Below are 21,254 nucleotides of genomic sequence, written 5' to 3' on the forward strand. Positions count from 1 at the left end.
GCCCATGGATACCCTGCCGTACGCACCGCTATTCGGCACTCTGGCACTGGCCCTTTTGTGGTCAGCGCTGTTCACCGCAGTGGATGCTGCCCGCCTGCAGCTCAATGGCGCACTGCGCGCCGGCGAAGACGGCCAGCCCGTACTGCCAGCCCAGGCCTTGGTGCTGTGCGCCAGCCTGGGCAAGCTGCTGGTACTGGGGCTGGCCTGCCTGGTCGGCCAGCGCCAGAGTGGCGAGCACGGCTTCTGGCTGGCAGGCCTGGCCGCCACCCTTGCCTTGCTGGTTTTTGCCGAATACCTGCCGCGACGCCTGGCCCGGCGTAACCCGCAGGCGTTCGTGAGCCTTGGCGCCAGCCTGCTGAAAGTGCCCCTCGCACTGCTGCAGCCACTGGCCTGCCTGCTGGACGGCACCGCCAAGCTGATTCTGCGCCCGTTCCGTGCACAGCCCACAGCGGTGGCCCTGCACACGCAGGATAGCGATGACTTCGATGAGGATGAACAGCACGAAGCGCCTCGCCATGGCCTGCTCGACGGCCTGCAATCGCTGGACAAGATCACCGTCAACGACATCCTGGTGCCGCGCAACGAAGTGGATGGCATCAACCTCGACGAGCCGATCGAGCGCATCATCGAGCAGTTGATCGTCAGCCGCCACACCCGCCTGCCGGTCTACCACAACGATATCAACCAGGTCGAAGCGATCCTCAACACCAAGCTGATCAGCCACCTCTTGCCCAAGGCCGGGCTGACCCTCGAAGCGCTGCACGGCGCCTGCTACGAGCCCTATTTCGTACCGGAAAGCACGCCCCTGCAAATGCAGTTGTTGAACTTCCACAAGCAGCAACGCCGCTTGGGCGTGGTAGTGGACGAGTACGGCGAAGTACTGGGTATCGTCACCCTGGAAGACATTCTCGAAGAGATCGTCGGCGAGTTCGAGGACGAGCAAAGCCTGGATAACCCGCATGTCCACCCGCAGCCCGATGGCACCTTCGTCATCGATGGCACCGCTTCGTTACGCGAAATCAACCGCACCCTGGGCTGGCACCTACCCTGCGACGGCGGGCCGAAAACCCTCAACGGGCTGGTGACCGAAGCGCTGGAAAGCATCCCGGAAAGCGCTGTTTGCCTGAAGATAGGCCGCTATCGCCTGGAAATCCTTGAAACAGAGGACAATTGTGCCAGCAAGGTACTGGTGTGGACCGTGACCCGATAGCTATACTCGGGTCACGCTTACCCAGCCCCGCCGTCACGCCTGCTACCCGCACCCGGCGCTCCACGGCCAGTCCGCTCCACTGATACGCCCTGCGGTCCTGCGTCAATACCCCGAACAGTACCCGCCCCGCCCCTACCCCCCTTGGGCCATCGTCAGTCGGGCGCACACAACGAAACGCTCCGGCGTCCGCGTAACCGTGCCTTTTACATGGCAAGCCATCGCGGGCCAAGCCCATGGAGCCGGACCAGACTGTCAGGGACTTACTCAATGACAAGCAGTACTTACGCCCAAGCGCCTGCCGCGCCAGTCAACTCGCCTGCGCGGGTAGCCACTGCCAGCTTCATCGGCACCGCCATCGAGTTCTATGATTTCTATGTCTACGCCACCGCCGCAGCCCTGGTGATCGGCCCGGTGTTCTTCCCGTCCGGGTCGGGCACCGCGCAAATGCTGGCCGCCTTCCTCACCTTCGGTATCGCCTTCCTCGCCCGCCCACTGGGCTCGGCATTGTTCGGCCATTTTGGCGACCGCATCGGCCGCAAGTCGACGCTGGTTGCCTCGCTGCTGCTGATGGGCGTATCCACCACCGCCATCGGCGTGCTGCCGGGCTATGACAGCATTGGCGTGTGGGCGCCGATCATTCTCTGCCTGCTGCGCTTTGGCCAAGGCCTGGGCCTGGGCGGCGAATGGGGTGGAGCGGCCCTGCTGGCCACCGAAAACGCTCCGGAAGGCAAGCGTGCCTGGTTCGGCATGTTCCCACAGTTGGGCCCTTCAATCGGTTTCCTGGCTGCCAACGGCCTGTTCCTGACTCTGGCCCTGGTGCTCAGCGACGAGCAGTTCCGCGAGTGGGGCTGGCGCATTCCGTTCCTGCTCAGCGCCGCACTGGTACTGGTTGGTCTGTATGTGCGCCTGAAGCTCGAAGAGAGCCCGGTGTTTGCCAAGGCCGTTGCCCGCCACGAGCGGGTGAAAATGCCGGTGGTCGACCTGTTCTCCAAATACTGGCTGCCAACCCTGCTGGGCGCTGCGGCCATGGTGGTGTGCTATGCACTGTTCTATATTTCCACGGTGTTCTCGTTGAGCTACGGCGTGACCACACTGGGCTACAGCCGCGAAACGTTCCTTGGCCTGCTGTGCTTCGCGGTAGTGTTCATGGCCCTGGCCACACCATTGTCGGCCTGGCTCAGTGACCGTTACGGGCGCAAGCCGGTACTGATCGTCGGCGGCCTGCTGGCGATAGCGTCGGGCTTTACCATGGAGCCACTGCTGACTTCGGGATCGACCACGGGTGTGGCGCTGTTCCTGGCCATCGAGCTGTTCCTGATGGGCGTGACCTTTGCGCCGATGGGGGCACTGCTGCCAGAGCTGTTCCCGACTCACGTGCGGTATACCGGTGCCTCGGCGGCGTATAACCTGGGCGGTATCGTCGGCGCCTCGGCGGCACCGTTCTTTGCCCAGAAACTGGTGAGCATGGGGGGGTTGAGCTGGGTGGGGGGCTATGTGTCGGTGGCGGCGGTGATCAGCCTGATTGCCGTGCTTTGCCTGAAAGAGACGCGCAATACCACGCTGTAAGCCACTGGGGCCGCTTTGCGGCCCTATCGCGACACAAGGCCCCCCCCAGGGATCGCATAAGCCTGGAAGCTGCGCTATCCCTGTGGGAGCGGCCTTGTGTCGCGATAGGGCTGCAAAGCAGCCCAGCACTCTCGGATCAGAACTCGACCTTGACCGCCTGCGAAGCACGGGTCGCCTTGGCCCGCGCCAGTTCGACCGATTCGTCACGCGCCAGGCACACACCCATGCGGCGGGTGCCATTGATTTCCGGCTTGCCGAACAGGCGAATGGCGGTATCCGGCTCGCTCAGCGCTGCGCCCAGGTTGGCGAAGCTGGCCTGTTGGGACTGGCCTTCGGGCAAGATCACTGCCGAGGCCGACGGGCCGAACTGACGCACCACCGGAATCGGCAGGCCGAGAATGGCGCGGGCATGCAGGGCGAATTGCGACAGATCCTGGGAAATCAGGGTGACCAGACCGGTGTCATGCGGGCGCGGCGACACTTCGCTGAACCACACCTGGTCGCCCTTCACGAACAGCTCCACACCAAACAGGCCACGACCGCCGAGGGCATCGGTGACCGCCTTGGCCACGCGCTGCGATTCGGCCAACGCCTTCGGGCTCATGGCCTGTGGCTGCCAGGACTCCTGGTAATCGCCCTTCTCCTGACGGTGGCCGACGGGCTCGAGGAAGGTGGTGCCGCCCACGTGGCGCACAGTCAGCAGGGTAATTTCATACTCGAAGTCGATGAAACCCTCGACGATCACCCGGCCCTTGCCAGCGCGGCCGCCTTCCTGGGCATAGTCCCACGACGTCTGCAGGTCAGCATCGCTGCGCAGCAGGCTCTGGCCCTTGCCCGACGAACTCATCACCGGTTTGACCACGCACGGGTAACCCAGGTCGGCTACGGCCTTGGCGTAGTCTTCATAGGTGTCGGCGAAGTGGTACGGCGAGGTTGGCAGGTCCAGTTCTTCGGCAGCCAGGCGGCGAATGCCTTCGCGGTTCATGGTCAACTGGGTGGCGCGGGCGGTCGGCACCACGGTGAAACCTTCGTTTTCCAGCTCGACCAGGGTGGCGGTGGCGATGGCTTCGATTTCCGGAACGATGTAGTGCGGCTTCTCGGCTTCGATCACCGCGCGCAGGGCAACGCCATCGAGCATGTTGACCACATGGCTGCGGTGCGCCACCTGCATTGCCGGTGCATTGGCGTAACGGTCGACGGCGATTACTTCGACGCCCAGGCGCTGCAGTTCGATTACCACTTCCTTGCCCAGCTCGCCACAGCCGCAGAGCAGTACACGGGTCGCTGTGGGCGACAATGGGGTTCCGATACGGGTCATTTCAGGTCCTCGAAGGCAACCGGGGCCGCGCCAGGCTAGACGCCACCCGCTGAAAAAGGACCGCTATTCTACACCATCAACCGGCGACGGCGGCCCGCCGAGCGCGAAATGCCATGGCCAGCCACACCGCCGTTACACCGGCGAACTTCGAGGCCATCGCGGTGCCGATCACTGCCGGGGTCAAAGCGCCAATCATGCCGAAGAAAATGAAGGTATCCACCGGGATGCTCAGCGCCGAGCTGAGCCACAGGCGGTCGCGCAGGGGTCGACGGGTGATGCTGAACACCAGCCAGTCGATCAGTTCGGAAATGAAAAATGCGCTGGCGCTGGCCAGCGCGATCGCCGGCTCCGAAGTGACATAGGACAGCACCAGTGCCACCAGCATGGCGAACAGTGCGCCATGACCGAAGCGGGTCTGCACCATGTCGCGCAGGATAAACACCAGGCCGCCCCAGGCGGACCAGATGACATCCAGGTGCGGGGCACTGGAGAAGGCGTAGTTGATCAGCACTACGCTGCTGATGTAGGCAATCAGATAGAACATGGCGGGCTGTCTGTGGGCAAGCCGTACAGATTACCGCTGGGCCGTTCGCGGGTAAACCCGCTCCCACAGATGTTGTGCAGCCCTCAAGGCTGTCGCTGTACCTGTGGGAGCGGGCGTGCCCGCGAAGCTGCCACTGCGGTGCATGGCACCGGCTTCGCCGGTGTTCGCGGGTAAACCCGCTCCTACAGGGTTCGCGTCAGGCCTGCAAGATGAGGCCGGCTTCTACTGCCCGTTCATGACAACGCTTGAGCACCGCCCGGCGCTCAGCATTGTCCATCCGCCCCCAGCGGCCAATCTCCGCCACGGTACGCTGGCAGCCGGTGCAGATATCCTGCTCGTCCAGCGCACAAATGCTCACACACGGCGAAGCCACCGGCCGCTCGACCACTTCACTCATCATCAACCACCAGATCCCGCGCATAGCGCTGGGCATTGTGCACGTAATGTGCGGCACTGGCTTCAAGCATGCGCTTCTGCTGCTCGGTCAGTTCGCGTACCACCTTGCCCGGCGAGCCCATCACCAGCGAACCATCCGGGATTTCCTTGCCCTCGGCAATCAGTGCGTTGGCGCCGATGATGCAGTGTTTGCCGATGCGCGCACCATTGAGGATCACGGCGTTGATACCGACCAGGCTGAAGTCGCCCACCGTGCAGCCATGCAACATGGCGTTGTGGCCAACGGTCACGCCCTTGCCCAACGTCAGTGGCGAGCCCATGTCAGTGTGCATCACCGTGCCATCCTGCACGTTGCTGCCTTCGCCGATATCGATCAGCTCGTTATCCCCGCGCAACACCGCGCCAAACCACACACTGGCATTGGCTTGCAGGCGCACGCTGCCAATGAGCGTGGCGTTGGGTGCGGTCCAACTGGTGGGGTGGCTCTCGACCCGCAGGTCACCCAGGCGATATTTCATGCTTGTTCCTCAGGCTGCGACGCAGACGGCGGGTCAGGCCCCGCTCAATTTTTGATGTAACGCTCCGGCGGCTGATGCAGGCTGATACCGGCATCGAACAGCAGGTTGACCAACTCGACGATCATGATCGCCGACAACCCCCAGATCTTGTATTCGCCATAGCGATAGCTTGGCACGAACCAGCTACGGCCCTGGTAATCGATACGGTGGGTATGGTCACGCGGGTCCTGGCGGAAGAACTCCAGCGGCACGGTGAACACTGCCGCAATCTCGGCATCATTGGCGCGATATTCGACGAAGTCGGGAATAAGCCCGACGAATGGCGTCACTTTCAGGCCATGTAGCGAGATCAGCGGACTGAGCGGGCCAATCACCTCCACCAGGCCAGGGGGCAGGCCTATTTCTTCTTCAGCCTCGCGCAGGGCAGTAAACACCAGGTCCGGGTCTTCCGGGTCCCGACGGCCACCGGGAAAGGCCACTTCACCACCGTGGGTAGACAGACCCTTGGCACGCAGGGTCAAAACCAGTTCGGGCGCTTCGCTGCGGGTAATGGGCAAGAGGACCGCCGCTTCAGGGAACCGTCTGTCGGTTTCCAATGACGCGGGTTGGTGGTTGCTCATTCGGCGAAGTAGCTCGTCCAGCATTGCGCACGCTCGTATCCAGGTCCTGTGTTGCATGATGCACCAAAGCCGCGAAGCACCCAAGCCCCAGCGCTTGCGGCGGCACGGTGGCCGCGCCAAGATAGCCTTGAACATAAGGAACCACACATGAAATTCTGCAGCGCGTGCGGCCAACCGGTCACTCAGCAGATCCCCGAGGGCGACAGCCGCCTGCGGTACGTCTGCGGCTCTTGCCAGACCATCCACTACCAGAACCCCAACATCGTGGCCGGCGTGTTGCCGACCTGGGGTAGCCAGGTGTTGCTGTGCCGCCGCGCCATCGAACCGCGCCGGGGCTTCTGGACCCTGCCCGCCGGTTTCATGGAAAACGGCGAAACCCTCGACCAGGCCGCGCGTCGCGAAACCGTCGAGGAAGCCTGCGCCCGGGTCGGGCCGACATCCCTGTACCAGCTGTTCGATCTACCGCACATCAGCCAGGTGCATGTGTTCTTTCGCGCCGAGTTGGCGGACCTGGACTTTGCCGTCGGTGTGGAAAGCCTGGAGGTACGCCTGTTCGAAGAACATGAGATACCGTGGGACGAGCTGGCTTTCCGCACCGTCACCCGCACACTAGAATGCTACTATCGCGACCGCATCGGCCAGCACTACCCCATAGGCCATGAATACCTGCCGCCGATGAACGTGTCGCCACACACCTAAAAGCCTTCAGGGATACTGTTCCATGCGCTGGTTGCTTGCCTTCTTCTGCCTTTGCGTTACCTCGGTGTCCCAGGCGGCCTTCACCGAAACCATCATCCGCAAGCCCGTGCCGGCAGCGCAATCCCCATCGCCTTCGCAGCAAGCCATGCAACCGTTGATCGACAAGGTGCTGGTGATCAAGTCCGAGCGCCGGCTGCAGCTGATCAGCCGTGGCGAGCCGCTGAAAACCTACCGCATCTCGCTGGGCAAGCAGCCCAAGGGTGCCAAGGAACGCGAAGGCGACAAGAAAACCCCAGAGGGCTTGTACTGGCTGGACTGGCGCAAGCAGAGCGACCGCTTCAACCTGGCCATGCACATCAACTATCCGAACATCAGCGATGCCGCCCGCGCGACCCGGGCAGGGGTGAATGCCGGCAGCATGATCATGATTCACGGCACGCCGATCAACGATGAATACCCGGAATGGTACTTCCATACCCTGGACTGGACGGATGGTTGCATCGCCATGCGCAACCGCGACATGCAGGAAGTGTGGGATCTGGTACGGGATGGAACGCTGATCGAGATCCGGCCTTGATATAGGGCCTTCCGGTAACGGTTGTAGGAACCTTCCCACCGTTTTGCGAGAACCTGCCTTACAGGTGCTTAGGCAGGGTACTGCATCCAGGCGAATGACTTAATTTTTAGCATCCACGCAGACGAGTACGAAAACCGTACATCATTTGCGGGGTGCTTCAATGCCGTGCCTGATTCACCGCATCGCCCATTGGCTGTCGGCCGGTTGCCTTTCTGGCTTGCTGTCCATCCCCCAGGTGCTGGCCGACGACCCTGCCAGCCAGCAGCTGCGCGATCAACAGCAGGGGCTGCGGCAGCTGGAGCAACAGCAGCGGCTGGAACGCTGGCAGCGTATACCCGCCCCGGTTGAACCGACCAACACCACCACTTCCCGCCGCCCGCACGACGATCACTGCTGGGCAGTCGATGGCGTGCGCGTGGCTGGCATGCATCGGCTTTCGAGCTCGGCACTGGCGCCGACGCTCCGTGCTTTCACACCTGCCTGCATGGGCATCGCCGACATCAACCGGCTGCTCAAAGCCATCACCCAACGCTATGTTCAAGCCGGCTACCCAACCAGCCGACCCTACCTGCGGCAGCCCCCAGAAGAGGGCATACCGCTGGACATCGTCATTGTCGAAGGTTTTGTCGAAACCATCGAACTGGCAGGCCCCGACTTGCCGTTGTCCCTCTCCAGCGCCTTCCCTGGCCTGCTCGGGCAGCCACTGTACCTGCCCGACCTTGAGCAAGGCCTGGACCAGCTCAACCGCCTACGCGCCTATGAGCTGGGCGCCACCCTGCTGCCCGGCGAACTGCAGGGCGGCACCCGCGTGGTCGTGCAGCCAGGCAAGGTTGGTTCACGCTGGCACCTGGACAGCCGCTTCGACAACCGGGGCAGCGAGCTGACCGGCCGCCACCGCCTCAACCTCGGTATTGGCCTGGACAGCCCGCTTGGCCTCAATGATGAGCTGCGCCTGTCGTTGACCAGCACGGTGCTCGATACGCCCGGCCAAAGCCAAGGCATGTCGCTGTACTACAGCATCCCCTATGGCGCCTGGACCTTTGCCCTCAGCGCCAGCCAGCTACGTTATCAAGCCCCCCTCCCCTACAGCGACAAGGCTGTCGACGGCAGCAGCAGCTATCAGGGCCTGAGTATCGAGCGGGTGTTGTGGCGCAACCAGCAAGGCCTGCTCAGCGCCAGTGCCCGGCTGGACCGCAAGCAACTGGTCAACCGCAGCGCTGGCGCGGTTATCGTCCAGCAGAGCCCGACGCTGACCACGGTAGAGGCCGGGATCAACCTGCTGTGGCTCGAAAGTGGCTTGTGGAACGGCTACTTCGGCGTTGCCCAAGGCATTGACGCATTGGGTGCCGACCGTTCGCCGTTGGGTGCTCAACGCCTGCGCCCGGACTTTCGCAAATACCGCGCCAACCTGCTGCACCTGCGTCAGGGCCCGGCACCCAACCCTTGGCGCTGGCAGAGCGAGTTGGCCCTGCAGTACAGCCGCGACCTGTTGCCTGCCGTCGAACAACTGCTGGTCAGCGACGATTCGGCTGTCCGCGGCTTTCGTCTGCACACTTACTCCGGTGCCAGCAGCGCCGTCTGGCGCAATACGTTCAGCCAAGCGCTGCCACTGACCTGGGCCCACCCCTTCGAGATACGCCCCTACATCGGCCTGGACCAGGGCTGGGTTCGTACCGCCGAAGGCAAACCGTCACAGCGCCTGGCCGGGGCCGCCGCAGGGTTGGAACTGAGCCTGCCCGGCAGCCGCTTGCGCCTGGACTACCAACGCGCCTTGTACACCAGCGACCTGCCCCGCCCGCGGCTGGAGCCCGGCTTCTGGGTACTGGACTGGACACTGAGCATCTGATTCACCCACAACAAAGAGAACGAGAAAATGCAAACACTCTCGCAGTTACCGCCTGTTCGCCCGGATACCTTGCGCTGGGCAATCTTCTTCGCGGTGTTCGGGCCCAGCGCCGCACTGGCTCAGACCGGGCTGGAAGCAGCCAGCGGCCCCGGGGGTACCCCGGTCATCCACAACGGCCACGGGGTACCGGTCATCGACATCGTGCCGCCCAACGCCAGGGGGCTGTCACATAACCAGTTCATCGACTACAACGTTGGCACCCCAGGCCTGGTGCTGAACAACGCCACCGCAGCCGGGCAATCGCAACTGGCCGGTGCCCTGGCGGCCAACCCGCAGTTTCAGGGCCAGGCCGCCTCGACCATTCTTAACGAAGTGGTCAGCCGCAACGCCTCGCTGATCGAGGGGCCACAGGAAATCTTCGGGCGCCCGGCCGACTACATCCTGGCCAACCCCAATGGCATCACCCTCAACGGCGGCAGTTTCATCAACACCACCCGCGCGGGCTTCGTGGTGGGCACCCCGCAATTCGAGGAGCAGCAGCTCAGGTACCTCGATACGCTCACTGCCAGTGGGACCCTGCAGGTACTTGAGCATGGCCAGAGCAATGCCGGTGGCGCACTCGAACTGATCGCACCGCGCGTGGACAGCAAAGGCCTGCTCATGGCCAGCGAAACGCTCGACATCACCGTCGGTCGCAACCGTATCGACAGCCGCAGCGGCGAGGTGGTCGAACACCTGCCCAGCCCCTCTTCGAGCATTGACGCCAGCCTGTTCGGCGCCATGCGCGCCGGGCGTATCCGTGTGGTAAGTACTGCCGAAGGCGCGGGTGTGCGTGTGGGGGCCTCGCAGATTCTGGGCACCGAGGGGGTCGACATCAGCTCGGCCGGGGGCCTGCATGTCAGCGGCACTGGCGACCGCCCGACCGAGCTGCGCAGCGAGCGTGGCCTACTGAAACTCACCGCTGCCGATGACCTGATGCTTGAAACGGTTGACGGCCAGGCCCAGCGAATCGAAGCAAGGGCCGGCAAGAAGCTCACACTGGATGCCAAGACAATCGAGCACATCAAGCACGACAGTGATAGCTGGAACAAGAAGTTCTGGTTCGTCACCCGCGAAACCTACAACAGCAAAACCACCACCACCCACCAACAGCAACAGGGCAGTCAATTGCTGGGCACTGACAGCGTGCTGCTGCAGTCCGGCGACGACATGCGCATGACCGCAGCGAAGCTGGACGCCGGTAACGAGCTGACGGTCGACAGTGGTGCCGGCCTGGACATCATCGCCGGCATCGACAGCAAGCGCATCGAACAGCAGGTGCGTCATCGCAAGGACTTATGGCGCGGTGACAGCGATAGCAACCAGCTCAAGGAAACCGCAAAGGGCAGTACCCTGAGCGCCGGGCACATGTCGATAAAGGCAAGCGACAACCTCAACGTGCAGGGCAGCAGCCTGCACAGCCGCGGCGATCTGGCTATCCAGGCAAAACAGGCAGACATCGGCACCACCACCCTGCAGGAACACGGCACCCAACGCGACTACCGAGGCGACCTGGTGTCCGGCACATTCTTTGGTGACCGCAAAGGTAACGACACCGAGGGCCAGGTCGTCGCGGGCAGCACGGTAACCAGCGATGGCGAGCTCACCGTGAGAGCCGACCAGGTTGCCATCAAAGGCAGCACCGTGTTCGGCAAACAGGACGCGGTGCTCTACAGCGAGAACGGCTCGCTGGCCATCGAGGCAGACCATGGCAGCACGACCTCCACCCAGCGCACCAGCGACAGTAAGCTGTTCGGCCTGATCGGCAGCACGCACGAAAGCACGGACCGCAAACAGCAGGTACTGGTCAGCGACGTCAGCTCGACCAGCAACCTGCGCCTGGCCAGCGCCGAAGAGATGCGCATCCAGGGCGCCAAGGTCGAAGCGGGCAAGCACCTGCAAGTCGAGGCCAAAGGCGACCTGCTGATTGGCAGTGCGCAATCGGTCGATGAACGCGAAACCCGCGACCAACAACGCGGTTTCACGGCCAGCGCCAGACAGACCCAGGAAGCCGAGGATGGCAAGCCCGAGTCCCGCCAGTACGCGGCTGGCGTGGCCTATGAGGTCGTTACCACCACCGGCAAGCAGCGCGCGACCACCCAGGTTGCCAGTGAGCTCAAAGGCGCCTCGGTGGGCATGAGCAGCGGCGCGCACCTGCAGGTCAACGGCAGCAAGGTCCAGGCCACTGCCGGCGACCTCGATGTGCAGGCGCGGGAAGTGACACTGGGGGCGACCCGCAACGACCGTGACACAGCCACCAGCACCACCGAAAGCGGTGGCGGGCTGACGGTAACCGGTGGCATCGACCGTCTGGGCAGTTTGTTCGAAGGCCATCACAATCGCGAGGTGCAAGCCGAACGCGAAAGCAAGGTGCAGCGCAGCGAGTTGCAGGCCAGCGGCGATCTGAAATTGCGCAGTGATGCACTGCTCACCGAGGCCGCGCACGTCGAGGCCGGCAACACCCTGCAGGTGACCGCCGAACGCATCGACAACCGTGCGGCGCAGGATACCCATGAACATGAACAAACCCGTGACGACTGGTCGGGTAGCCTGGGCGCCAGCATCGAATACCGCGACCTGACCCGCCCTATCGAGCGCCTGGTGCTGGGTGAGGAAGCCCCGCGCTTCCAGCAAGCCTCGCCCGAAGACGCCATGGCGCCGCCCAGCGTGGGTGCCGACATGACGGTCGAACACCTCAAGCGCCTGGAAAACCAGCGCCGTGGAATCGCTCAGGTAAGCGAGTTCTCCGCAGCAAAGGTCGAGGTCAAGGCTGAGACACTGGCCGACCAGGGCACAGCCTGGCGGGCCAATGCCGGCTCGCTGAAGATTGAGGCGCAGCAACACCAGATGAACGCCGCCGAAAATACCCAGGAAACCACCGTTCAACGTCTGGCCTATGGTGGCGACGCGCGCCTGGACACCAGCACCGGCGAGGACCTGAATGTTCGCGCCGCCGGCAAAGGGGGTTCGCTGGATAAAAAGGATATTGCCAGCAGCGCTGTGCCCGGTAGCCTTTACGGGCAACAGGGTATCCAGGTACAGCTGGGCAGCGATGGCCGCTACGAAGGGGCCCACATCGATGGCGGTGAAGGCAGCGTGGTCATGCACAGTGCCGGGTCGCTGGCCTTACCCCAGGCGACCGACCAGGCCGAACAGCAGTCACGCCAGCTCGATGGCAATGCCTGGGCCAAAGTCGGCAACCGCCCGGGCAGCACCGGTGTCGATGGCCGGGGTTATCTGGACCATGGCCAGAAGCTGAGCACGCAGGGCAAGGCACAAGTGGCACAAATCGACGCCAAGGGCGAGGTAAAGCTGACCAGCACAGGCGACCTGTTGCTCGAAGGCACGCGCATTGGTAGCCGCGAGGCCAAGGCCGGCGACATACAGGTGCAGAGTGGCGGCCAGTTGCAGGTCAAGGCGGCCAGCAATACCCAGCAAGCCGCGGGCAGCAACCTGGGTGGCGGCATGGAGCTGGCGGCCAAGGCTGGCCAGACCAAGGGGGGAGCCATCGGCGGCCACTTCAGCCACGGCAAGCAAGACGAACAAGCACGGCAGGCGGTCGATGCCCAGTTTGCCAGCAACGGCACACTGACCCTGAGCAGCAGCGCCCGCGAGGACATCGCCCTGCACCTGCAAGGTCTGCAGGCCTCGGCCGAACAGATAACCCTCGACGCCTCGAATGGCGGCATGCTGGTTGAAGCCTCTTCCAGCCAGGAGCGACGCGACAACCTCGACATCTCGGCCGGCGCCGGTTTCAACATGGCCAAGGGCGCGTTGGACACCCGCGGTCTGCATGGCCGGCTCAAGGTTGAGCTCGACAAGCGCGACAACCTCACCTGGAATACCAGTGACCTGCGCGCCGAGCGCATCGACCTGCAAAGCCGTGGCGATACCCGCATCGAGAGTGCCACCCTGGATGCAGGGCATATTGGCGGCACAATCGACGGTGACCTGCGCATCGCCAGCCTCAAGGACAGCGTCGACACCCTGAGCGTGAAGGGCGATGTCAGGCTGAGCCAGGAGAAAAACCCGCAGGGCTATGTCAACGCGGCCAAATCGGTGGCTGGCCCGCTGGGAGGCAAGGTCGAGAAAACGGCCGGTTCGGCCCTGAGCAAGGCAGACCCAGGGTTCTCGCCAACCGTCAGCCTCGACGTGTCGCATGCACAGCGCGACAATGTGGCGCGTCAGACCACGCTTAAAAGCAGCGACGGCATCGACCTGCAGGTCGGTGGCAGCGCCCATCTGGTGGGGGCACGCTTGCAGTCGGCCAAGGGTGACGTGAGGCTCGACGCCAACTCGGTCACCCAGGAAACGCTAAGCGGTAATGACTATCGCCGAGACCTGTCGCTGGATGCGTCCAACTCACCGGTGGACCTGGGCACGGCAATCGCCGAGATAGCCAAAAGCAAAATGGCGGCGGATGGCGAAAATGCGCTGGACCTGGGCGTGTTGAGGACCAGTGGGCATAGTCGCAGCGAGCAATGGGTTTCGAGCATGCAAGGGAAGAAGCACTAAGACGCCATCGCGGCCCAGGCCATTTGGGGATGTCAGAAATCTTGTGCCCCGCTGCTGACACCCCGGCCGCGTGTCTCCCGCTTCCACAGCGAATACCACAGCCCCTGGGCTTGTGATTTCTCTGCGGGAGCGGGCTTGCCCGCGAAGAGGCCGGTACAGGTCAGGCCAGTCTGTGCAGCCCCCGCCACCGATCCAGCCCAAGCAACACCAGCCCTATCCCCCAGAAACCCGCCAGCACCCCGAGCGCATTGAGCATCACCTGCCCATACCCCAGGCTCGCCACATCGATAAACGGGTAGGCATACACGCCAATCTCGCTCCCCCGCCACAGCGCATAACCAAAGTAGACCGCCGGGTACACCGCCCACACCAGCAAATGCCATAGCCGCAAACTGCCCTTGGGCACTTCGCACCACCAGTACAAGGCATACAGCACCGGCATCACGTCGTGCAGCAACTCGTCCGCCAGCCATTGCCAACCCTGTGGTTGCCACAAATGGCGCAGCAGCACGCTGTAGGCCAGCGCCACCAGCACGATACTGACGGCCACTGCAGAGCTTACCGAGGGCGACAGGAAAAAGCGTTTGCCACGACCCTCTCGACCGAACGCGGCATAGCTGAGCACCGTCGCCACCAGGGTATTGGTAAGCACGGTGAAGTAGCCGAACACATTGATCAGGCCGCCAATCAGGCTGGCCTGTTCCTGCCAACGCGCCAGCAGCACCAGGTTCACCTGCACGGCCAGGCCGAACCAGCCCAGCACAGCCATGCCGGTCAGCCAAGGGCGACGCGACATGTCAGGCCTGGCGCTGCAGCTTCACGTACAACTGCTCGACCTTTTCCCGCGCCCACGGTGTTTTGCGCAGGAACGTCAGGCTCGACTTGATGGTCGGGTTGCTCTTGAAGCAGCGCACATCGATACGCTCGGCCAGGCCAGGCCATTGGTAATGCGCCACCAGCTCGGTGAGGATCTGTTCAAGGGTCTTGCCGTGCAGCGCGTTGTGTTGGGCCGTGCTCATGCTGTGCTCCGTAGGAAAGATGCGCACCTTACACGAGTGTAGTGGTGGGCGGGATCCGTCGAGTCGACAGAAAAATCGCTGGTCAGCGGCAAAACCTCTGTGATGGAATAGTTATGTTATGTTGTAACACTAAAAAGCATCTGCCAAGGAACGCCCCATCCCCATGCTGCACACACCGCTTCGCCTCTCCCCCCTTGCCATCGCACTCTGGCTGGCTGCATCCCCCAGCCAGGCCGTAGAACTCGAACCACAGGTCATCACCGCCAACCCGTTGGGTAACCGCCAACTGGCCGCCCCCAGCACCGTGCTCGAAGGCGAAAACCTGCTGCAACAACAGCACGGCAGCCTGGGTGAAACCCTGAACAAGCAGCCCGGTGTCGCCTCTACCTGGTTCGGCCCTGGCGCCAGCCGACCAGTCATTCGCGGCCTGGACGGCGACCGCATCCGCATTCTGCGCAACGGCGTCGGCGCCCTGGATGCCTCGTCGCTGTCCTATGACCACGCCGTGCCCCTGGACCCGGTGACGGTCGACCGCATCGAAATCGTCCGTGGCCCGGCCGCCCTGCTTTACGGCGGCAACGCCATTGGCGGGGTGGTCAACACCTTCGACAACCGCATCCCGGACTCGCCGATCGAGGGCATTCACGGTGCCGGTGAACTGCGTTACGGCGGTGCCGACACCACCCGCAGCAGTGCCGGCAAGCTAGAGGCCGGTAACGGTGCCTTCGCCCTGCACCTGGACGCCAACAGTCGCCAGTTCAACGATCTGCGCATCCCTGGCTACGCCCGCAGCGCCAAGGTGCGCGATGCCGACGAGCCCGGCAGCAAACACCGCCTGGAAAACAGCGACGGTCGCCAGGACGGCGGCGCAATCGGTGGTGCCTACCACTGGGACCACGGCTACGCCGGCCTGTCGTACAGCGGCTACGACAGCAACTATGGCTCGGTGGCCGAGTCCGGCGTACGCCTGGACATGAAACAGGATCACTACGCCTTCGCCTCCGAACTGCGCGATCTGGACGGCCCATTCAGCTCGGTCAAGGTAGATGCCGGCTACACCGACTACGAGCACAAAGAAATCGAAGAAGGCGAGGTCCATACCACCTTCAAGAACAAAGGCTACGAAGCGCGTATCGAAGCCCGCCACCAACCGCTCGGACCAGTGGAAGGGGTCATTGGGGCCCAGGTCAGCCGTAACGAGTTTTCGGCCCTCGGCGAGGAAGCCTTCGTCCCGCATACCGATACCGACAGCGTGGCACTGTTCATGCTCGAGCAGTGGCAAGCCAACGAGCGCCTGAACCTGAGCCTGGGTGCGCGCCTGGAGCACACCCGCGTAGATCCTGACGCCAAAGGCAACGAGAACTTCGTCGACGCCGACAGCGCCAGCAGCTTCAACGCCTTCAGCCTGTCGTCGGGGGCTGTGTACCAGCTCGACCCCATCTGGTCGCTGGCCGCTAACTTCGGCTACACCGAGCGTGCCCCGACCTTTTACGAGCTGTACGCCAATGGCGCGCACGTAGCCACTGGCGCCTTTGAAGTCGGCGACGCCAGTTTGAACAAGGAAAAAGCCATTTCCGCCGACCTGGCGCTACGCTTCGACAATGGCACCCATAAAGGCAGTGTCGGGGTGTTCTACAACCACTTCCGCAACTACATCGGCCTGATTGGTACCGGCAACACCCGCGAGGGCGGGCATGACCATGACGAGGATGACCACGATCACGATCACGATCATGACCATGAAGGCTTCCCGGAATACCAGTACCAAGGCGTGCGGGCGCGCTTCTACGGCATCGAGGCCCAGGACCGCTGGCAGCTGGCCGAGAATCGTTACGGCAGCTTCGCGCTGGAGCTGTCCGGTGACTATACCCGGGCCAAGAACCTCGACAGTGGCGAGCCCCTGCCCCGTATCGCCCCGCTACGCCTGAACAGCGGCCTGGTCTGGGAGCTGGACCGCTGGCAGGCGCGAGTAGATGTGCAACATGCCGCATCGCAGCACCGCAAACCCGCCAACGAAACCAGCACCGATGGCTACACCACGCTGGGGGCCAGCGTTGGCTACCGCTTCGACATTGGTCAAAGCCAGTGGTTGGCGTTTGTGCGCGGCGAAAACCTGACCGACCAGACCGTGCGCTACGCCAGTTCGATCCTGCGCGATATCGCACCGGCGCCGGGGCGCAGTGTGGAAGTCGGGTTGCGTACCACCTTCTGAACCACAAGCGACGAAGATCGGTGTAGGAACGGGTTCACCCGCGAATACGATGGCAGGGCAACCGGCGCATTCGCGGGTGAACCCGCTCCTACACCTGCCTCGATTAATGACGACTGTTGCCCGTTCAGCAACAGTCATCTGCGACAATTTGTCTTTTTTTCTTATAGTTTCCCCTATATCCTCCCCGCCGCAAGCTGAAACGCTTCATCGAACAATCTTGTCGCCATATCCATTGAGGGGCCCGCCCTTCGATGCGCTTGCCGTTTTTTCAATAATCAAAAGATAGCGCTATCTCATGCTCCAACTGCCTAAAACCTGTTACATCGGCCTCGCCCTCAGTGCCTTGGCAACCCCCGCCAGCGCCAGCGAAATGTTCGCCAGCGACTCTCCGTGGATGCTCGGCGACTGGGGTGGAACCCGCAGCGAACTGCTGGAAAAAGGCTACGACTTCACCCTTGGCTATACCGGCGAGATGGGCAGCAACCTGCACGGCGGCTACGACCACGACCGCACCGCGCGCTACAGCGACCAGTTCACCTTTGGCAGCCACCTGGACCTGGACAAGATCCTCGGCTGGCACGACACCGAACTCCAGCTGACCGTCACCGAGCGCCACGGCGACAACATCAGCAACGACCGCATCAACGACCCGCGTGTCGGCGGCTTCACCTCCGCCCAGGAAGTCTGGGGCCGCGGCGAAACCTGGCGGCTGACGCAGATGTGGATCAAGCAGAAGTACTTCGATGGCGCGTTGGATGTGAAATTCGGCCGCTTTGGTGAAGGCGAGGACTTCAACAGCTTCCCTTGCGACTTCCAGAACCTGGCCTTCTGCGGCTCGCAGGTGGGCAACTGGGTGGGTGGCATCTGGTACAACTGGCCAGTCAGCCAGTGGGCCCTGCGCGTGCGCTACAACCTTTCCCCTGAGCTGTACGCACAGGTCGGCGTCTTCGAGCAGAACCCTTCCAACCTCGAATCTGGCAATGGTTTCAAGCTCAGCGGCAGCGGCACCCAGGGTGCGGTAATGCCGTTCGAACTGGTATGGACCCCACGTATCCAAGGTTTGAAAGGGGAATATCGTGCCGGCTACTACTACAGTAATGCCAAGGCACAAGATGTTCTCAAGGACAGCAACGGTCAGCCGGCCGCCATCAGCGGCGCCGCCTACCGCAGCAGCTCGAGCAAGCACGGCTTGTGGATCGGCGCCCAGCAGCAGGTCACCTCGCTGGCGTCCGACCAGTCGCGCGGCTTGAGCGTGTTCGCCAACGCCACGATGCATGACAAGAAGACCAATGCCATCGACAACTATGTGCAGGCAGGACTGGTATACAAAGGGCCCTTCAATGCCCGCGCCAAGGACGACATCGGTTTCGCCCTGGCCCGCGTGCACGTCAACCCTGCCTATCGCAAGAACGCCCGCCTGGTCAACCAGGCCGCCGGCCTCTACGACTACGACAACCCAGGCTTCCTGCCAGTGCAGGACACCGAGTACAGCGCCGAGCTGTACTACGGCATCCATTTGGCCGACTGGCTCACGGTACGCCCCAACCTGCAATACATCCGCCACCCGGGCGGGGTGTCGCAGGTCGATGGCGCCCTGATCGGCGGCCTGAAGATCCAGAGCAGTTTCTAACCCCTTTTTTGACCTGACGGAGAACCTACGATGAGCACTGAAGGTGCGAACCAAGGAAGCCGCTGGCTACCGCGCCTGGTTGGCGCGCTGCTGTTGCTGATGGGCCTGGCCCTGCTGGCCGGCGGTATCAAGCTGAGCCAGCTGGGCGGATCACTTTACTACCTGATCGCCGGTATCGGCTTTGCCCTGTCGGGCATCCTGCTGCTGGCCCAACGCCGGATCGCCCTGGGCCTGTATGGCCTGGTGCTGCTGGGCAGCACCGTGTGGGCCCTGCTCGAAGTAGGCCTGGACTGGTGGCAACTGGTGCCACGGCTGGCTATCTGGTTCGCCATCGGCGTGGTGTTGCTACTGCCGTGGGCACGTCGCCCGCTGATCGGCCCAGCCAGCAAAGCCAATACTGCACTGCTCAGCGTGGCGGTGGTCGCTTCGGGCGCTTGCGCGCTGGCCAGCCAGTTCACCCATCCCGGTGAAGTGTTCGGCGAACTGGGCCGCGACAGCAGCGAAATGGCCAGCGCCGCTCCGGCCATGCCCGATGGCGAATGGCAGGCCTACGGCCGTACCGAGCATGGCGACCGCTACTCGCCGCTGCGCCAGATCACCCCGCAGAACGCCTACCGTCTGGAAGAAGCCTGGCGCATTCGCACCGGTGATCTGCCCACCGAAAACGACCCGGTGGAGCTGACTAACCAGAACACCCCGCTGAAGGTCAACGGCATGCTCTACGCCTGCACCGCGCACAGCCGCCTGCTGGCGCTGGACCCGGACACTGGCGCGGAAATCTGGCGCTACGACCCGCAGGTCAAGAGCCCGACCGGCACCTTCAAGGGCTTTGCCCACATGACGTGCCGTGGCGTCTCGTACTATGACGAAAACCGCTACGTCAGCCGCGACGGCAGCCCGGCGCCGAAAATTACCGACGCAGGCCAGGCCGTGGCCCAAGCGTGCCCACGTCGCCTCTACCTGCCTACCGCAGATGCCCGCCTGATCGCCATCAACGCCGACAACGGCAAGGTCTGCGAAGGCTTCGCCAACCAGGGCGTGATCGACCTCACCACCGGCATCGGCCCGTTCACTGCCGGCGGCTATTACTCCACCTCACCTGCTGCGATTACCCGTGACCTGGTGATCATCGGTGGCCACGTCACCGACAACGAGTCGACCAATGAGCCGTCCGGGGTGATCCGCGCCTACGACGTGCACGACGGCCACCTGGTGTGGAACTGGGACAGCAACAACCCGGACGACACCAAGCCATTGGCTGCCGGCAAAATGTATAGCCGCAACTCGGCCAACATGTGGTCGATCGCCAGCGTCGACGAAGACCTTGGCATGATCTACCTGCCGCTGGGCAACCAGACCCCGGACCAGTGGGGCGCCGACCGCACCCCGGGCGCCGAGAAGTACAGCGCCGGCGTGGTCGCACTTGACCTGGCCACCGGCAAGGCACGCTGGAACTACCAGTTCACCCATCACGACCTGTGGGACATGGACGTCGGCAGCCAGCCGACCCTGGTACACCTGAAAACCGACGATGGTGTGAAACCGGCGATCATCGTACCGACCAAGCAAGGCAGCCTGTACGTGCTCGACCGCCGCGACGGTACGCCAATCGTGCCGATCCGCGAGATCCCCACCCCACAAGGCGCAGTGGAAGGCGACCACACCTCGCCAACCCAGGCCCGCTCCGACCTCAACCTGCTCGGCCCAGAGCTGACCGAACAGGCCATGTGGGGCGCCACGCCTTTCGACCAGATGCTGTGCCGCATTCAGTTCCGCGAGCTGCGCTACGAAGGCCAGTACACCCCGCCATCCGAGCAAGGTTCGTTGGTCTACCCCGGCAACGTCGGTGTATTCAACTGGGGCAGCGTGTCAGTCGACCCGGTGCGCCAGTTGCTGTTCACTTCGCCCAACTACATGGCGTTCGTGTCGAAGATGATCCCGCGTGAGCAGGTTGCCGAAGGCAGCAAGCGCGAAAGCGAGACCAGCGGCGTGCAGCCGAACACCGGCGCACCGTATGCAGTGACCATGCATCCGTTCATGTCGCCGCTTGGTGTACCGTGCCAGGCACCCGCCTGGGGCTACGTCGCCGCCATCGACCTGTTCACCAACAAGGTGGTATGGAAACACAAGAACGGCACCACCCGCGACAGCACCCCGCTACCGATCGGCCTGCCGATTGGCGTGCCGAGCATGGGTGGCTCGATCGTCACCGCCGGTGGCGTCGGCTTCCTCAGCGGCACGCTCGACCAGTACCTGCGCGCCTATGACGTGAACAACGGCAAGGAGTTGTGGAAAGCGCGCCTGCCAGCGGGTGGCCAGGCCACGCCGATGAGCTACACCGGCAAGGACGGCAAGCAGTACGTGCTGGTGACTGCCGGCGGCCATGGCTCGCTGGGCACCAAGATGGGCGATTACATCATCGCTTACAAATTAGCTGAGTAAGCTACACCGCTCCCGCAGGCTCAACCCTGTGGGAGCGGCCTTGTGTCGCGATTGGGTCGCGCAGCTGCCCCAACGATCTAGAATGCTGGATGGATTCTGGGGC

General features: G+C 63.3%; 16 protein-coding genes. 9 read left to right on the forward strand and 7 right to left on the reverse strand.

Features of this window, described 5'->3' with window-relative positions:
- The first annotated feature begins 4 nt into the window (after positions 1-4).
- Both ACF8GF_RS23835 and ACF8GF_RS23840 read left to right on the forward strand, forming a co-directional pair.
- Entirely contained in the window at positions 5-1,210 is a 1,206-nt protein-coding gene (locus ACF8GF_RS23835; protein ID WP_176682702.1) for a transporter associated domain-containing protein, read from the forward strand.
- 267 nt (positions 1,211-1,477) lie between these two features.
- Entirely contained in the window at positions 1,478-2,776 is a 1,299-nt protein-coding gene (locus tag ACF8GF_RS23840; RefSeq protein WP_392460532.1) for an MFS transporter, read from the forward strand.
- Between the two features lie 136 nt (positions 2,777-2,912).
- On the opposite strand, the gene purT is transcribed toward ACF8GF_RS23840, so the two are convergent.
- From purT to ACF8GF_RS23865, 5 genes are all read right to left on the reverse strand, one after another.
- A complete protein-coding gene (purT, locus tag ACF8GF_RS23845) occupies positions 2,913-4,094 on the reverse strand; it encodes a formate-dependent phosphoribosylglycinamide formyltransferase (RefSeq protein WP_274147748.1) in 1,182 nt (393 codons plus the stop codon).
- Between the two features lie 76 nt (positions 4,095-4,170).
- Positions 4,171-4,638, reverse strand: coding sequence for a VUT family protein (locus ACF8GF_RS23850; protein ID WP_274147747.1), 468 nt, complete (start codon positions 4,636-4,638; stop codon positions 4,171-4,173).
- Positions 4,639-4,834: 196 nt separating this feature from the next.
- Positions 4,835-5,038, reverse strand: coding sequence for a DUF1289 domain-containing protein (locus ACF8GF_RS23855; protein ID WP_209963821.1), 204 nt, complete (start codon positions 5,036-5,038; stop codon positions 4,835-4,837).
- A complete protein-coding gene (locus ACF8GF_RS23860; RefSeq protein ID WP_103443794.1) occupies positions 5,028-5,552 on the reverse strand; it encodes a gamma carbonic anhydrase family protein in 525 nt (174 codons plus the stop codon). The genes ACF8GF_RS23855 and ACF8GF_RS23860 overlap by 11 nt, the downstream gene beginning before the upstream one ends.
- 44 nt (positions 5,553-5,596) lie before the next feature.
- Positions 5,597-6,196 (reverse strand): CoA pyrophosphatase, encoded by a 600-nt coding sequence (locus ACF8GF_RS23865; RefSeq protein WP_176682699.1) that lies wholly within the window; start codon positions 6,194-6,196, stop codon positions 5,597-5,599.
- A 123-nt stretch (positions 6,197-6,319) separates the two neighbouring features.
- Between ACF8GF_RS23865 and ACF8GF_RS23870 the strand changes: the two genes are divergently transcribed.
- From ACF8GF_RS23870 to ACF8GF_RS23885, 4 genes are all read left to right on the forward strand, one after another.
- Positions 6,320-6,871, forward strand: a complete 552-nt coding sequence (locus ACF8GF_RS23870) for an NUDIX hydrolase (RefSeq protein ID WP_021785719.1) — start codon at positions 6,320-6,322, stop codon at positions 6,869-6,871.
- A 22-nt stretch (positions 6,872-6,893) separates the two neighbouring features.
- The gene (locus tag ACF8GF_RS23875; protein ID WP_176682698.1) at positions 6,894-7,448 is read left to right on the forward strand and encodes a murein L,D-transpeptidase family protein; all 555 of its coding nucleotides are present in this window, start codon (positions 6,894-6,896) and stop codon (positions 7,446-7,448) included.
- A 160-nt stretch (positions 7,449-7,608) separates the two neighbouring features.
- Positions 7,609-9,294, forward strand: coding sequence for a ShlB/FhaC/HecB family hemolysin secretion/activation protein (locus ACF8GF_RS23880; RefSeq protein ID WP_392488385.1), 1,686 nt, complete (start codon positions 7,609-7,611; stop codon positions 9,292-9,294).
- 27 nt (positions 9,295-9,321) lie between these two features.
- Positions 9,322-13,848: a hemagglutinin repeat-containing protein gene (locus tag ACF8GF_RS23885; RefSeq protein WP_392488386.1), complete on the forward strand. Its 4,527-nt coding sequence runs from the start codon at positions 9,322-9,324 to the stop codon at positions 13,846-13,848.
- Between the two features lie 160 nt (positions 13,849-14,008).
- Here ACF8GF_RS23885 and ACF8GF_RS23890 read toward each other — a convergent pair whose 3' ends face one another.
- Positions 14,009-14,644, reverse strand: coding sequence for a Pr6Pr family membrane protein (locus ACF8GF_RS23890; protein ID WP_209963811.1), 636 nt, complete (start codon positions 14,642-14,644; stop codon positions 14,009-14,011).
- A 1-nt stretch (position 14,645) separates the two neighbouring features.
- Positions 14,646-14,867 (reverse strand): VF530 family DNA-binding protein, encoded by a 222-nt coding sequence (locus ACF8GF_RS23895; protein ID WP_021785724.1) that lies wholly within the window; start codon positions 14,865-14,867, stop codon positions 14,646-14,648.
- A gap of 163 nt (positions 14,868-15,030) precedes the next feature.
- On the opposite strand from ACF8GF_RS23895, the gene ACF8GF_RS23900 reads away from it, so the two are divergent.
- The 3 genes from ACF8GF_RS23900 to ACF8GF_RS23910 all read left to right on the forward strand — a co-directional run bounded on the left by ACF8GF_RS23900 (position 15,031) and on the right by ACF8GF_RS23910 (position 21,151).
- Positions 15,031-17,079, forward strand: coding sequence for a TonB-dependent receptor (locus tag ACF8GF_RS23900; protein ID WP_392488387.1), 2,049 nt, complete (start codon positions 15,031-15,033; stop codon positions 17,077-17,079).
- 295 nt (positions 17,080-17,374) lie between these two features.
- On the forward strand, positions 17,375-18,709 hold the full coding sequence (locus ACF8GF_RS23905; protein WP_392488388.1) for a carbohydrate porin: 1,335 nt from the start codon (positions 17,375-17,377) through the stop codon (positions 18,707-18,709).
- 30 nt (positions 18,710-18,739) lie between these two features.
- On the forward strand, positions 18,740-21,151 hold the full coding sequence (locus tag ACF8GF_RS23910) for a glucose/quinate/shikimate family membrane-bound PQQ-dependent dehydrogenase (RefSeq protein WP_392488389.1): 2,412 nt from the start codon (positions 18,740-18,742) through the stop codon (positions 21,149-21,151).
- Positions 21,152-21,254: the final 103 nt, after the last annotated feature.

This window comes from Pseudomonas sp. yb_5 (genome assembly GCF_043103865.1).
GTDB classification, from domain to species: Bacteria; Pseudomonadota; Gammaproteobacteria; order Pseudomonadales; family Pseudomonadaceae; genus Aquipseudomonas; species Aquipseudomonas putida_Y.

Bases quoted from the DNA above. Each gene is read 5' to 3' on its own strand.
- ACF8GF_RS23835 (WP_176682702.1), top strand. From the start codon at position 5: ATGGATACCCTGCCGTACGCACCGCTATTCGGCACTCTGGCACTGGCC.
- ACF8GF_RS23840 (WP_392460532.1), top strand. From the start codon at position 1,478: ATGACAAGCAGTACTTACGCCCAAGCGCCTGCCGCGCCAGTCAACTCG.
- purT (WP_274147748.1), bottom strand. From the start codon at position 4,094: ATGACCCGTATCGGAACCCCATTGTCGCCCACAGCGACCCGTGTACTG.
- ACF8GF_RS23850 (WP_274147747.1), bottom strand. From the start codon at position 4,638: ATGTTCTATCTGATTGCCTACATCAGCAGCGTAGTGCTGATCAACTAC.
- ACF8GF_RS23855 (WP_209963821.1), bottom strand. From the start codon at position 5,038: ATGATGAGTGAAGTGGTCGAGCGGCCGGTGGCTTCGCCGTGTGTGAGC.
- ACF8GF_RS23860 (WP_103443794.1), bottom strand. From the start codon at position 5,552: ATGAAATATCGCCTGGGTGACCTGCGGGTCGAGAGCCACCCCACCAGT.
- ACF8GF_RS23865 (WP_176682699.1), bottom strand. From the start codon at position 6,196: ATGCTGGACGAGCTACTTCGCCGAATGAGCAACCACCAACCCGCGTCA.
- ACF8GF_RS23870 (WP_021785719.1), top strand. From the start codon at position 6,320: ATGAAATTCTGCAGCGCGTGCGGCCAACCGGTCACTCAGCAGATCCCC.
- ACF8GF_RS23875 (WP_176682698.1), top strand. From the start codon at position 6,894: ATGCGCTGGTTGCTTGCCTTCTTCTGCCTTTGCGTTACCTCGGTGTCC.
- ACF8GF_RS23880 (WP_392488385.1), top strand. From the start codon at position 7,609: ATGCCGTGCCTGATTCACCGCATCGCCCATTGGCTGTCGGCCGGTTGC.
- ACF8GF_RS23885 (WP_392488386.1), top strand. From the start codon at position 9,322: ATGCAAACACTCTCGCAGTTACCGCCTGTTCGCCCGGATACCTTGCGC.
- ACF8GF_RS23890 (WP_209963811.1), bottom strand. From the start codon at position 14,644: ATGTCGCGTCGCCCTTGGCTGACCGGCATGGCTGTGCTGGGCTGGTTC.
- ACF8GF_RS23895 (WP_021785724.1), bottom strand. From the start codon at position 14,867: ATGAGCACGGCCCAACACAACGCGCTGCACGGCAAGACCCTTGAACAG.
- ACF8GF_RS23900 (WP_392488387.1), top strand. From the start codon at position 15,031: ATGCTGCACACACCGCTTCGCCTCTCCCCCCTTGCCATCGCACTCTGG.
- ACF8GF_RS23905 (WP_392488388.1), top strand. From the start codon at position 17,375: ATGCTCCAACTGCCTAAAACCTGTTACATCGGCCTCGCCCTCAGTGCC.
- ACF8GF_RS23910 (WP_392488389.1), top strand. From the start codon at position 18,740: ATGAGCACTGAAGGTGCGAACCAAGGAAGCCGCTGGCTACCGCGCCTG.